The sequence below is a fragment of the Streptomyces sp. AK08-02 genome (assembly GCF_033795085.1).
Lineage (GTDB): Bacteria > Actinomycetota > Actinomycetes > Streptomycetales > Streptomycetaceae > Streptomyces > Streptomyces echiniscabiei.
Map to the genome: position 1 here is coordinate 98,876 of NZ_JARAZV010000014.1, position 12,890 is coordinate 111,765.

The following is a 12,890-nucleotide window of genomic DNA, read 5'->3' on the forward strand; positions in this document are numbered from 1 at the left end:
CCCGTGGTCCGCAGAGCGGACGTGGGGAAGGCTCAGCCCTTGAAGCGCGGGAAGGCCGAGCGGCCGGCGTAGACCGCCGCGTCGTCGAGGATCTCCTCGATGCGCAGGAGCTGGTTGTACTTGGCGACGCGGTCCGAGCGGGCCGGGGCGCCGGTCTTGATCTGGCCGCAGTTCACCGCGACGGCGAGGTCGGCGATGGTGACGTCCTCGGTCTCGCCGGAGCGGTGGGACATCATGCACTTGAAGCCGTTGCGCTGGGCCATCTCGACGGCGTCCAGGGTCTCGGTCAGCGAGCCGATCTGGTTGACCTTGACGAGCAGGGCGTTGGCGCTGCCCTCCTCGATGCCACGGGCGAGGCGCTCCGGGTTGGTGACGAAGAGGTCGTCGCCGACGATCTGGACCTTGTCGCCCAGCTTGTCGGTGATGGTCTTCCAGCCGGCCCAGTCGTCCTCGTACAGCGGGTCCTCGATGGAGATGAGCGGGTACGCGGAGACGAGCTCCTCGTAGTACTCGGTCATCTCGGCGGCCGTGCGGGACTTGCCCTCGAACTCGTACTTGCCGTCCTTGTAGAACTCGGACGCGGCGACGTCGAGCGCGAGGCCGATCTGCTCGCCGGGGACGTAACCGGCCTGCTTGATGGCCTCGATGATGAGGTCGAGCGCGGCGCGGTTGGACTCCAGGTTCGGGGCGAAGCCGCCCTCGTCGCCGAGGCCGGTGGACAGGCCCTTGGTCTTCAGCACCTTCTTGAGGGTGTGGTAGATCTCCGCACCCCAGCGCAGCGCCTCGGAGAAGGACTCCGCGCCGATCGGGGCGATCATGAACTCCTGGATGTCGACGTTGGAGTCCGCGTGGGAGCCGCCGTTGAGGATGTTCATCATCGGAACGGGCAGCAGGTGCGCGTTCGGGCCGCCGAGGTAGCGGAAGAGGGGCAGGTCGCTGGCCTCGGAGGCGGCGTGGGCGACGGCGAGGGAGACGCCGAGGATGGCGTTGGCGCCGAGGGAGCCCTTGTTGTCGGTGGCGTCCAGGTCGAACATGGCCTGGTCGATCAGGCGCTGCTCGGTGGCGTCGTAGCCGACGAGCTCCGGGCCGATCTGCTCGATGACGGCGAGGACGGCCTTCTCGACACCCTTGCCGAGGTAGCGGTTGGGGTCACCGTCGCGCAGCTCGATGGCCTCGAAGGCTCCGGTGGAGGCGCCGGACGGGACGGCGGCACGACCGGTGCTGCCGTCATCGAGGCCGACCTCGACCTCGACGGTGGGGTTGCCTCGCGAGTCGAGGATTTCCCGGGCTACGACGACGTCGATGGACGGCACGAGCATCTCCTTTTATGGAATGTGACGCGGGTACGCGGGGCTGCTGAGGCCTCACGGGTACGGGGCCGCGGCGGCTCCGCGTTGATGAGCCTAACCGGCTCGGGGGGATCGGCCAGCCGTCCGACCACCCCATGGACGGAACACGAACGGAACCGAGGGTAAACATTGTTCCTCAGGGAAACAAAAAGCCCCGCCCCGGTGCGTACGGGGGAACACGCACCGGAGCGGGGAGCCCGTGGGGGACGGGGGTGACCCTCACGAGGTCTTCACTATGGAAGGCACGGATGTGAGGGCGCTGTGGTTCACCTTCGAGCGGACTGTACTTCGAGCGGCCTGTCCGCCCCTGGGATCGGCTTTCGACCCTGGGTCAGCTGAGGTGCAGCTGCTGGCCCGGGAAGATGAAGTCGGCGTCGTCGATGATGTCCTTGTTCAGCTGGAAGAGCTTCTGCCAGCCGCCCTTGACGTGGTGCGCCTCGGCGATCGCGCTGAGGCTGTCGCCCTTGACGACCTTGTACTCGCCGTCACCCTTCTTGACCTTCTTGCCGGTCGGGGTGGTGACGGTCTTCTTCGCGGCGGGCCGCTCCTGCGAACGGGAGGCCTGCTGGTTGCCGGTGGAGCGGGTGGAGGTCTCGCTGGAGCCGCTGGAGCTGGAGCCGCCGGACGAGTTGTTGTTGCTCGAACCCGTGCTCGTACCGCTGCCGCTGCTCGAACCGCCGTCGTAGGACGCGCTGGACAGGCCCGTGCCGCAGACCGGCCAGGCACCCTTGCCCTGGCCCGCGAGGACCTTCTCGGCGATGGTGATCTGCTGGGACTTCGAGGCCTGGTCGGCGGTGCCGGCGTATGCCGTGCCGCCGTACGCGGCCCAGGTCGAGGCGGAGAACTGCAGGCCGCCGTAGTAGCCGTTGCCGGTGTTGATGGACCAGTTGCCGCCGGACTCGCACTGGGCGACGGTGTCCCACTCGGCGGAGGTGGCGGCGGAGGCGGAGCCGGCCGCCAGCAGCGGAGCGGCGACAGCGGCACCGGTCACGCCGGCGATGGCGACGACGCGGGTGGCCTTGGACGGACGACGGTGCTTGCCCTTACCGGAAAACAGCATGAAAGATCCCCTCACCGACGCCTGCGAGGTGAGCTGTCGGGTTCGGGCCGGTTGAGTTGCCCGGCCGTACGCCCCTGTCGGGCGGCGTACGGCTTCACCCCGAGCCGCTCCGGACAACTGCCCGGTGCGGCACCTACCTTGGGTCCCCCGCTCCTGCCTACGGCGCTTGACGCGACGACTGTTCCCGTTCGGCCGTTGGCAGGATTCGGCGTTGCGACCGGCGGGGCCCACTGTGGCGGGCGATGACGACCGTAAACAGCTGATCCGATGAAATACAAAGACGATCAGGGCTTCTGAGACCTATCTCTCACCGCATCGATAACGGACATTCAGCGTGAAAACAGGACGTGAACTTCGGTTAGTTTTGCCCGGGTTCGCTACCTACCGCAAGGATCTGACCGGGGAGAACGAGGCCCGAGCTCGCGTCAAGGAAGGCGTCGCTCCCGGCGGTGGATTCGGACTGCTCGCCGACGAGATCCAGAGAGCCGGTGACGTCCCATAGGGCGTCTCCGATGCTCGCCGCGTACGACCCCTCGGCCTTGCCGCGGTGACGGCCGGTACCGGCAGAGGTCTCGGTACTGCCCGCACCGCTCACCTTTTCTGCCTTCTGACCTGATTTGCCAGCATCCCCACCCTTTGCTGCTCCTCCGGGTGAACTGTCGCCTTCCTTCGAACCGTTCGCACCGGGCGACGAGGTGGAAGGGGACGGCGAGGTGGCCGACCCGGCCGAGTCACCGGCGTCGGCGGAGCCGGTGGTCGCCCCGCCGGACGGCGTCGGGGACGGCGACGAGTCCGAACCCCCGGTCAGCGCCGAGGAGCCGGTGGAGGGGGACCCCGAGGGCGTGGGCGACGCCGAGGTCGAGGAGGAGGAAGAGGAGTCCGACCCCGAGCCCGCGATCACTCCCAGGCCCAGACCCGAGACATCACCCTTGTCCGCATCGGCGTCATCCCCGGCCACACCGGTGTCGACGTCGGCCGAGCCGGTGTCCTTGCCGAGCCCGGACAGCAGCGCGCAGGCCTCCCAGGCGCCGGCGCCCTGGTCGGCGAGGATCTTCTCGCCGACGGCTATCTGCTGCGAGCGGCTGGCCTGGTCGGCGCTCGGGGCGAAGGAGAGACCGCCGTACTTCTCCCAGTCCGCCTGGGTCAACTGGAGCCCGCCGTAGTACCCGTTGCCGGGGTTGGCACTCCAGGAGCCGCCGCTCTCGCACTCCGCGACCCGGTCCCAGGTGGTGCCACTGGCCGCGCTGGCGCCGGTCGCGCCGAGCAGCGGGATGGCGATGGCGGAGCCGGCGACGCCGGCCGAGACGAGCAGCGCCGGGGCCTGGCGGGGGCGACGGTGACGACCGTTCCCGGAGAGCATGGGGTTGCCTTTCGCGAGACAGCGGGGACCAGTGCGACGCGTGATGCCGGGCATCGCACTGGTGCACGAACGTAGCCGCAGGCGATCGCCAGTCACAAGTTCATGCCGCAGAGATCACGTGAAGATCACATTGTTGAGGGAGTGTCACCTTCTCGTGATCTTCTACGGTGCCGCCGGCAAGGTCTGGCCGGATTCGTGCACCGGCGTGAACTCGACGGGCAGGGTGCGCAGTCCACGCATGATGAGCCCGCCCCGCCATCGCAACTCGGCCGGATCCGCGGCGAGTCGCAGGTCAGGGAGGCGGGTGAGGAGGGTGGCCAGCGCGCTGCGGCCCTCCAGGCGGGCGAGCGGGGCTCCGAGGCAGTAGTGGATGCCGTGGCCGTATCCGAGGTGCTGGTTGTCCCGGCGGCCGAGATCGAGGGTGTCGGGGTCGGCGAACCGCGCCGGGTCCCGGTCGGCGGCGGCGAGGACGACGAGGACGGGGTCGCCGGCCGCGATGTCCTGCCCGCCGATGCTGACCGGGCGAGTGGCATAGCGCCAGGTGGCCAGCTCGACGGGGCCGTCGTAGCGGAGGAGTTCCTCGATGCCCGTTTCGAGGAGGGAGGAGTCCGCGTCGGCCAGGGACGCCTGGAGGCGGGCGCGCTGCTCGGGGTGGGTGAGCAGGGCGTGGACGCCGTTGCCGATCAGGTTGACGGTTGTCTCAAAACCGGCGAACAGCAGGATGAAACTCATGGCGACGACCTCGTTCTCGGTGAGGTGCTCGCCCTCGTCGGAGGCGCGGATGAGTCCGGAGATGAGGTCCTCACCGGGTTCGGGCACGTCGGACAGCGCCTCGCGCTTGCGGTGGATCAGCTCCGCGAGATAGCTCCGCATCTTCTTCACGGACCGAGCGACCCCACCCCGGGGCCCGCCCCCGTGCCGGATCATCATCCCGGCCCAGTCCCGGAAGTCGTCCTGGTCCTCGCGGGGTACGCCCAGCAGGTCGCAGATCGCGTAGATGGGCAGCGGGAAGGCGAACTCGTGGATGAGATCGGCGGAGCCGCTCGCCGCGAACCGGTCGATCAGCTGATCGGTGAGTTCCTGGACGCGGGGCGCGAACTCGGCGACCCGGCGCGGGGTGAACGCCTTGGCGACGAGCCTCCGCAGCCTGGTGTGGTCCGGCGGATCGATGTTCAGCAGATGGGTCGTCAACTCGGCCTTGCGCTCACCGGGGATACCGGTCTTGCCCTTGGCGTGCGCGGGCTCGTCGTGATGGGCGGGGTTCTTGGAGAGCCGGGGGTCGGCGAGGGCCTGTTTGGCATCCGCGTGCCGAGTGACCAGCCAGGCCTCGACCCCGCTGGGCAACCTGGTCCGGTGCACGGGCGCGTGCTCACGAAGCCAGGCGTAGGCGGGGTAGGGGTCCGTGGCGAACTCCCAGGTGAAGAGTTCGGGAGCGGGCGCGAGGGCGGGCGCCGGAGGCGTGGAGTGGGGCTGGTTGGTCACTCGTCGACGGTATCGGGAGGGGTGGGGAGGTCCGGGAGCGCCTGCTCGCAGGCAGGAGGCCACCCTGCCTGCTCCTCGGTGCCGGCACTCTGCTCATCTATTCGTCGAGCTGTTCATCGAGCTGTTCGTCGAGAGGCTTTTCGTCGAGCCCGAGCTTCTTGGAGAGACGGGCGACGAGGCGGGCGACATGGGCATCGTCACGCGCGTCGTCTCGGGCGTCGTCACCCGCCTCACGGCCGTGGCCACGGCCGCCGTCGCCGTCGCGCTGCACGCCGCGACGGTGTGACCTGTCCGGCTCGGGCTCCCGCTGGTCGAAGCCCCTTCCGAACTCCTGGTCCCCGCGCAGCAGAAGCAGCAGTTCGCGCACCTTCGCCGGATCCCTCGAATCGGACGCTATCCCCAGCCACCACAGTCCCCGGTCGCGAAGAACGAGCCCGAGCAGGTGCGCCGCTCCGAAATCCCCGGCCCTGGCGGCCGTCTCCAGAAACGGTTCCGCCTCCCTCTCCTCGCCCTTGCCCACCAGCAGCCGTCCCAGCTTCCCCGCGGCCTCCGGCTCCCCGGCCTTCACCGCCCGCCGAAACCAGCTCTCCGCCGCTTCCCAGTCCCCGAGGCTCTCCTCCAGCACGCCCAGCTCGAACATGGCCCGCACGTCACCCGCGTCCGCCGCCGCCCCGAAGGCTCTCCGCGCGCCTTCCACGACCACCACGAAGTCGTACGCCGAGTTCGCCCGGGCCACCTCCAGCGCCACCCCCCACACCGCCACATCCACGGCCGGAAACGTCTCGTCATGGGACGCGGTGTCCACCAGACAGGGGGACGCCTCCCATGCATTCGCTCCGCTCCTCCGCAACATCCGCAGCACCCCGTGCCGCTCCTCCTCCGCCCAGGCCAAAGCGTCTTCCACGGGCTCCCGTTCGATGTCCGCGACGGCCTCGTACCCCTCGTGCACCTTCACCAGCAGGTCCTGGGACAGCGGGCCCCGCAACCCGCACAGCGCCAGATCGACCGCCGCACGGACCAGGGCGTACCCGCGCGGATGCCGGTCCGCGCGCCGGGCCCGCTGCCACTCCTCCCACAGCATCGGCCCGACCGCGAGATACCCCGCCACGCCCTCCGCACCGGACCGGCGACCTGCCTCCTTCAGCCTGGGGTCCTCGGCCTCCAACGCCCGCTGCCGCTCCGCGTGGCTCCACTCCCGGGGCAGTTCGACGATGTGCGCCAGATCGAGAACGCGCCCCCGGGACGATCTCCGGAACTCGTCGTACGTGTCCTCACTCATCGTCGCGACCACCACCACCCCCTGCGCCCGCAACTGGGTCAGCAGCCGTGGTTCCAGGCCCCCGTCCCCGAGGTGACCGTCGAGGTCGTCGAGCCACAGCGCGCAGCGTTCGCCGGACAGGCTTCCCAGCAGGGCGGGCAGCTGCCGCAGGTTCTCGCGCCGGGCGGGCGCGAACACCCGTACGCCGGGGAGTACTTCGGCCATCGCGGCAAGCGCCGTACGCGACTTCCCGACGAACGCCTCCCCTCGTACGACGACCAGGCCTCCCTCCGAAGCCGCCTGCTCCAGAGCCGAGTTGACCGCCGGATCCGCGTCCCGCGCCACATACGGAGGGAGTAGCGGAAGCCCTCTGTCTCGCCGCGTCGGCCGTACCCCGTAATCCCGCGGATCCATGTCCTCCGCCACGGGCCAGTCCGCCGAAGGGGACCGGGGAGCACCCTTCGGGGCATCCCCGTCCGACTGCCGCACCTCCTGCACCTGCCGCACGTGCTGCACGCCGACGAACTGGCCGTTGACCGTGATCCCTTGGAAGTCGAAGCGGTCCCCCTGCACCACGGGATCCGGAGCCGAGGCCGGAACGGAGGCCGGAACCGGAACGGGAACCGGAGCCGGAACGGAAACCGGTGCGGGAGTACGCTGCGCGGCCGACGCATCATCGCCCGTCGGTGGCAGACTCAACTCCTCCAGGACAGAGGCCAGTTCATCAGCGCCGTCCAGATCCCACGCGTCGGCGAGTGCCTCGCTCAACCGGTCGCGCCAGATCGCCTTCTCCGTGTCGGCGAACTCAGCCGGCCCACGCAACGCGCGGAGCGCATGGACGCACTCGTCCTGCCCGCGCTGGTCGAACCACTCGGCGAACCAGTCCCGAACCCGTTCCCAGTCGGCCGACTTGAGTCCGGCGACCAGTGTCTCGGCGCCCTCGGCCGCAAGCTGATCCATCTTCTCTTCCACGCACGCCCCCACGCCTCAGCACCGGCCCTGGGACAACCGTACTGATCCGGGGGCGCATCAGGGCTCCAGCGCCCCCTCCGCACCCGCCCCTTCGGTCGGCGCGCCCTCACTCACCCGCACCGCGTCCCGATAGGCCCGGGCGGCGGCCCGCAGCGCCCCCTCCGGATCCACGCCCTCGCGCTCCGCCCGTACCGCCAGCTCCAGCAGCTCGTATCCGATGCCCGAGCCCTGCGGCAGCGGAACGTCCAGGCCCGCCGTGCGGACGCGGGACGCCAGTTTCGCCGTGAGGGCCAGGGCGGGCTGGCCGAGCGGGATGCCCTCCGTCACCGAGGTCCGGCGCTTCTCGACCGCCTTGGTGCGCAGCCAGAGCTCCTTGACGTCCTCCGGTGTGGACGCCGTCTCGTCGCCGAAGACGTGCGGGTGGCGGTGGATGAGCTTCGTGACGATGCCGGCGGCCACGTCGTCGATCGAGAAAGGGCCCGCTCCGTCCTCGTCCTCGTCCTCGTCCTCGTCGCCGCTCTCCGCACTCCCGGCACTTCCCTCCTCGGCGATGCGGGCATGGAAGACGACCTGGAGCAGGACGTCCCCCAGTTCCTCGCGCAGCTCGTCCCGGTCGCCCTCCTCGATCGCCTCGACGAGTTCGTACGCCTCCTCGATGCCGTACTTCGCCAGGCCCTTGTGGGTCTGGCGGGACGACCAGGGGCACTCCAGGCGGATACGGTCCATGACCTGGACGAGGTCGAGGAGGCGGGCGCCGGGAAGGTCGTAGGAGGCGGGGAGGAGTTCCAGGTCCGGCATCCGTACGCGGCCGGATCCCGCGAGGCGGGCCAGACCGTCGGTGAGGGCCGGGTCACCCTCGCCCGTCGTCACGACCACGACCGTTCGGCCGTCGGCGCAGGCGTCGAGCAGGTCCTCGGCGGTCGGTGCGGTCTCCTCGACCGTTATCCCGGCGTCCCGCAGATACGGCAGCTGGGGGTGCCCACCGTCCGCGCACAGCACCCGGTCGGCCGCGTGCAGCACCTGCCAGGCGGGCCAGGACAGCAGGCCGGGGGCCACGCGGTGGCTGGTGGTGAGCAGGACGACTCGACCGGAGTCGGTCCGCGTCCCCATCTCCGTCTCCGGAGCCGTCTCGAAGCTGCTGGTTGCGTTCACCCTCCGAACGTAACCCACGCCGCCGACAGCCCCACCGGTTGTCCACAGCCTCCCCGGTTATCCCGGTTGTCCACAGGCCGGGACGTGCCGAGCGCCCGCACACCCGTGCGCGCGAACACCCGAACGGACAACCGTTACGCCGTGCCCTGGGCCGTCTGCGGGGCCGTGATCTCCCGTACCCAGGGGGTCTTCGCGTCGACGCGGCTGCTCTTCTTGACGTCCCAGGTGCCGTAGCGCGGGTTCAGGTCGACGTGGAGGCTCTTCGAAGCCTCGGACATCGCCTTCCAGAACGTGGCCTGGCCGTCCGGCGTGTTCATGTCGGCGCCGAGGGCGGCGGCCAGTTTCTGGGCCACGATCTCGGTGTGGAGGCTGTCGTCGAGGCGGGCCGGAGCGACACCGTACTGCTGGAGCCAGGCGTCTTCGAGCGCCTTCGCGTTGCCCGCCTGCTGTTCCAGCGAGGCGCGCAGACTCTGGACGTCCTTGCGGGTCACGGTCACGCCCGCGTTCTTCGCGGCCTGGTTCAGCACGCGGTCGAGGACCAGGGTGTGCAGGGTGTCCCGGGTGAGACTGCCGGTTCTGGCGACGGTCTGCGCGTACTGGGCCTGGTCCGGGGTGGCCGCCCGCTGCGCCGCGCGTACCTCGTTCACCCTGCTCTCCAGCTGCGCGACCGTGATCCGCTGCCCGCCCACGACGGCCGCCGCGCCGGGATGCGCGTCGTTTCCGCAGGCGGTGAGGAGCGGTGCCGCCGCGACGATCGCGGCGGACAGGAACAGCGCGGTGCGACGACGGCGGTGCAAGGAAGCCTCCTGAGGAGATTGTGCGGCGGTGCACAAAGTCTTGCGGTGATCGATGTTAGGCAGTGGCCGGGCTCTGGCCAAGCCATTCGACCAACGATTCACCAGGACTTCGGGCACCGCCCTCCGCGCCTACGGCTTCCTGCGGTCTCAGCCGGTGATCGCCACCGGCGCGTCCCACGCGTCGCGGTCCACGGTGATCGTGTATCCGCCGCGCGTCTCCTTGCTGTTGACCATGTACTGGTGGGCCCGGCTGTGGTTGGTCCACTGCGTGGCGGCGAAGGGCCAGTCCGCGGTGGTGGTGTTCTGCTTGTCCCACAGTGCGTACCACATGTTGCCCGGCAGGTTGGTGCGGTCGGTGGCCTGGGCGATCGCCTTCGCGCTGGAGCTGGTGAAGCCGTAGTAGCCGGTGCGGTACGTCTTGGCCTGCAGTGCCTTGTCGAAGGCGCGTACGTACGTCAGTACGGCGTCGTTGCACGCCTTGTTCGTGATGTCGTACGACTCCATGTCGAGGTAGACCGGGCTGCCGGCCTTCATGCCGAGCGCCGAGGCCTTGGACACCGCGTCCGCCGCGTCACTCGCGCCGAGGGAGGCGGCCGTGGCGGTGGTGAGCTTCTCGGGGCTGGAACCGGTCTGGCAGGACGGCTGGGCGCCGACGTACAGGGGGATGAGTTTCCAGCCCTGGGCGCTGACCGTCTTGACCCAGGACGCGGTGAGGTTGGGCTGGGCGCAGCCGCGGTTCTTGCCGCCGATGTAGACGGCGGCGGCACCGTAGAAGTTGTTGGTGCGCCAGGCCTTCATCGCGGCGACGGAGGGCGCGGTGCAGGTGTCGAACGCGCGGCCGGTGAAGGTGCGCTGCGCGGGCCAGGTGGTGGCGGCCATCGACGACTGCGCGGCGAGCCCGGCCCCGGCGACGACGGCCGTACCGGCCACCGCCCAGGTGATGTACCTGCGCTTCTTGGACTGCCGGTGACTGGACACCACGTAACCCACCCCTGGTTCTGCGACATGACGTTGTTCGGCACGACGTTCTGCGGCACGGAAGCAGTTCGCAACGTAACCGGCGTCGTTCCCGTGTTCGGGAAACATCGGCCCCACGGACACACAAGATTCTCTCAAGGCACCGCAAACCTTATCCGTGCACCTGTCCGAGCCATGCCAGGGTCCGCCGGACCTCCGCCGCCAGCGGGTGTCCCGGGCCGCGCAGGCGGTCCACGTCGTGGAGGAGGCGGGCGAGGGTGTCGCGGGCGGCGGTGCGGTCGCCGAGGGCGAGGAGAAGGTGGCCGATACGGCGGCGGACGTCGAGGGAGAGTTCCGGGTCTCCGGCGACGTACTGGTTCTCGTAGTACGGGAGGAGGGCGCGGTACTCGGCGAGGGCCGCAGCGGGTTCGCCGAGCTGTTCGAGGCACTGGGCGGCCTCGTAGCGGAAGCGCAGCGACTGGGGGTCGGCCTGGCCTGCCTCGGCGGCGCGTTCGTCGGCGAGGCGGCGCAGTTCGGGCAGGGCGCGGCGGTACTGGCCGTCGTCCATGAGGGTGGCCGCGTACTGCTTGCGCAGGGTGCGGACGACCGGGGAGTGCTCGCCGTGCTGTTCGGCGGCGGCGGGCAGGATTCCGCCGAGGATGTCGACGGCCTGGGTGATCCGGCCCTCACCGAGGAGGCGTTTGACCTCGTCGACAGCTCGGGCGACGTCGGGCCGCTCGGCCGCCGGGGCTGCCGACGGCTGGGGCGCGGGGGTGCGGGCGCGGTCCGGCCAGGGGGCGTGCGGGCGCAGGAACGGGCGCGTGGGATCGAGAGGCGCTCCGGTGGGCATCCCGCGCTCCGGGAGGAGCAGCGACAGGTGCTCGTAGACCTCCTGCGCGGAGGCGGGCCGGTGCTGCGGGTCCTTGGCGAGCAGCCGCAGGACGAGCGCCTCCAGCGCCTCGGGCACCTCGGGCACCTCGGGTCTGAGACGGCGCACGGGCAGCGGCGGTTCGTACAGGTGCCGGTGGAGCACGCCGAGGGCGGTCGAGCCGGAGAACGGCACGTCCCCGCTGAGGAGTTCGTGGAGGAGTACGCCGAGTGCGTACAGGTCCGTGTACGGGCCGACAGCGCCGCCCATCGCCTGCTCGGGGGCCATGTAGGCGGGCGAGCCGATCGGCGAACCGGTGTGCGTGAGGCGGGTCGTGTCCGTGTCCATGACCGAGGCGACGCCCAGGTCGAGGACGGTGACCGTGCCGTCCTGCTTCACCATCACGTTGCGCGGCTTGAGGTCCCGGTGGACGATCGGCACGGCGTGCACGGCGCTCAGTACAGCGCACAGTTGTGCGGCCACGGCGACCGCCCACTGCCAGGGGTACGGGTCGTGTTCGGCGAGGTGGTCGGAGAGGTCGGCGCCGTCGACGTACTGCATGACGAGGAACAGTTCCTCGCCCTCACTGCCCGCGTCGTGGACCGTGACCAGGCCGGGGTGGTCGACCTGCGCGGTCACCCGGCACTCGCGCACGAAGCGGCGGCGCAGTTCGTCCGCCTCCTGGCCGGCGACCTTGTCCGGGCGCAGCAGTTTCACGGCCACCCGCCGGTCGAGCCGCTGGTCGTACGCCGTCCACACCTGGCCCATGCCGCCCTGGCCGATGAGCGTGGACAGTTCGTACCGGTCGGCGATGACGCGTCCGGTCGCCACGCTCACCGTCCGCCCTCGTGGCCGCCGCCGCTGTTGTTGGTGCCGCTCCCGTTGCTGCCGCTGCCGTTGCTGCCGCTGCCATTGCTGCCGCTGCCGTCGTTGCGGCGCAGGAAGTCGCTGAGCTCGTCGAGTTCGGCGCGGACCTGGTCGATACGGGCGGGCGCGGGGCGCGGCGGGTCGACGGGCGGGCCGCCCACGGGGGGCTGGGGTATCGGGGTCTGGCCATGGTTCTGGGGTACCGGCGTGTGGGGCTGGGGCTGGTACGGGGGCGTGACGGTGTACGGCGACGGGGGCTGGGGCTGGAACCCCACGGGGGGCTGTGGGTAGCCGTACGCCTGCGGGGCCTGCTGCGGGATGTACCCGGGGTGCTGCGGGCCGGCGGAGGCGGCCTGACGGAGCCGGCTGAAGTGGCGTATGTCCGCGGCGATGTAGTACCCGATCATGATCGCCAGGGTGCCGAGGAGCAGCACGAGGCCCGTGTAGCCGCCCGGGGTGTGGATGTCCTCACCGGGCTCGTTTCCCAGCAGGACGAGGCCGAGGATGTCGGCCGCCACTACGGCGACGAACAGGCCCCAGTCGAGCGCCTTGCGGGTCACGATGGCCAGCCGCAGCAGCATCGTCCAGGTCAGGAGGCCGCAGCTCATGACGGACATCACCACGAAGAGCACACGCAGGAAGACCAGCCACCCGCTCGGGGGCGGCTGCTTCACCGGCTGCGGGTAGCCGTGGCCTGACATGGTTGCTCCTGATCGACTGAACCTGCGCGACTGGACCAGCTCGCCCGACTGGCCCGACCTGATCGTC

The 12,890-nt window shown here is 70.3% G+C and carries 10 protein-coding genes and 1 riboswitch; all 10 genes read right to left on the bottom strand.

Annotation, left to right across the window (positions count from 1 at the left end):
* Window positions 1-32 precede the first annotated feature (32 nt).
* Window positions 33-1,319, bottom strand: coding sequence for a phosphopyruvate hydratase (gene eno, locus PV734_RS28470; RefSeq protein WP_319096763.1), 1,287 nt, complete (start codon window positions 1,317-1,319; stop codon window positions 33-35).
* A 361-nt stretch (window positions 1,320-1,680) separates the two neighbouring features.
* Window positions 1,681-2,409 carry a transglycosylase family protein gene (locus tag PV734_RS28475; protein WP_319292583.1) on the bottom strand — a complete coding sequence of 243 codons (729 nt, stop codon included), beginning with the start codon at window positions 2,407-2,409 and terminating at the stop codon, window positions 1,681-1,683.
* Between the two features lie 3 nt (window positions 2,410-2,412).
* Window positions 2,413-2,584, bottom strand: a riboswitch (cyclic di-AMP (ydaO/yuaA leader).
* A 183-nt stretch (window positions 2,585-2,767) separates the two neighbouring features.
* Window positions 2,768-3,769: a transglycosylase family protein gene (locus PV734_RS28480; RefSeq protein WP_319292584.1), complete on the bottom strand. Its 1,002-nt coding sequence runs from the start codon at window positions 3,767-3,769 to the stop codon at window positions 2,768-2,770.
* Between the two features lie 162 nt (window positions 3,770-3,931).
* Complete coding sequence (locus PV734_RS28485) at window positions 3,932-5,251, bottom strand: cytochrome P450 (protein WP_319096759.1); 1,320 nt, start codon at window positions 5,249-5,251, stop codon at window positions 3,932-3,934.
* A 97-nt stretch (window positions 5,252-5,348) separates the two neighbouring features.
* A complete protein-coding gene (locus PV734_RS28490; RefSeq protein ID WP_319292585.1) occupies window positions 5,349-7,469 on the bottom strand; it encodes a hypothetical protein in 2,121 nt (706 codons plus the stop codon).
* 69 nt (window positions 7,470-7,538) lie between these two features.
* On the bottom strand, window positions 7,539-8,633 hold the full coding sequence (locus PV734_RS28495) for a nucleoside triphosphate pyrophosphohydrolase (protein WP_319292586.1): 1,095 nt from the start codon (window positions 8,631-8,633) through the stop codon (window positions 7,539-7,541).
* A gap of 134 nt (window positions 8,634-8,767) precedes the next feature.
* Window positions 8,768-9,430: a SurA N-terminal domain-containing protein gene (locus tag PV734_RS28500; RefSeq protein ID WP_319292587.1), complete on the bottom strand. Its 663-nt coding sequence runs from the start codon at window positions 9,428-9,430 to the stop codon at window positions 8,768-8,770.
* Between the two features lie 147 nt (window positions 9,431-9,577).
* A complete protein-coding gene (locus PV734_RS28505; RefSeq protein ID WP_319096878.1) occupies window positions 9,578-10,408 on the bottom strand; it encodes a glycoside hydrolase domain-containing protein in 831 nt (276 codons plus the stop codon).
* A gap of 151 nt (window positions 10,409-10,559) precedes the next feature.
* Entirely contained in the window at window positions 10,560-12,050 is a 1,491-nt protein-coding gene (locus PV734_RS28510; RefSeq protein WP_319292701.1) for a protein kinase domain-containing protein, read from the bottom strand.
* 38 nt (window positions 12,051-12,088) lie between these two features.
* Window positions 12,089-12,823: a hypothetical protein gene (locus PV734_RS28515; RefSeq protein ID WP_319292588.1), complete on the bottom strand. Its 735-nt coding sequence runs from the start codon at window positions 12,821-12,823 to the stop codon at window positions 12,089-12,091.
* Window positions 12,824-12,890 lie beyond the last annotated feature (67 nt).

Bases quoted from the DNA above. Each gene is read 5' to 3' on its own strand.
- eno (WP_319096763.1), bottom strand. From the start codon at position 1,319: ATGCTCGTGCCGTCCATCGACGTCGTCGTAGCCCGGGAAATCCTCGAC.
- PV734_RS28475 (WP_319292583.1), bottom strand. From the start codon at position 2,409: ATGCTGTTTTCCGGTAAGGGCAAGCACCGTCGTCCGTCCAAGGCCACC.
- PV734_RS28480 (WP_319292584.1), bottom strand. From the start codon at position 3,769: ATGCTCTCCGGGAACGGTCGTCACCGTCGCCCCCGCCAGGCCCCGGCG.
- PV734_RS28490 (WP_319292585.1), bottom strand. From the start codon at position 7,469: ATGGATCAGCTTGCGGCCGAGGGCGCCGAGACACTGGTCGCCGGACTC.
- PV734_RS28515 (WP_319292588.1), bottom strand. From the start codon at position 12,823: ATGTCAGGCCACGGCTACCCGCAGCCGGTGAAGCAGCCGCCCCCGAGC.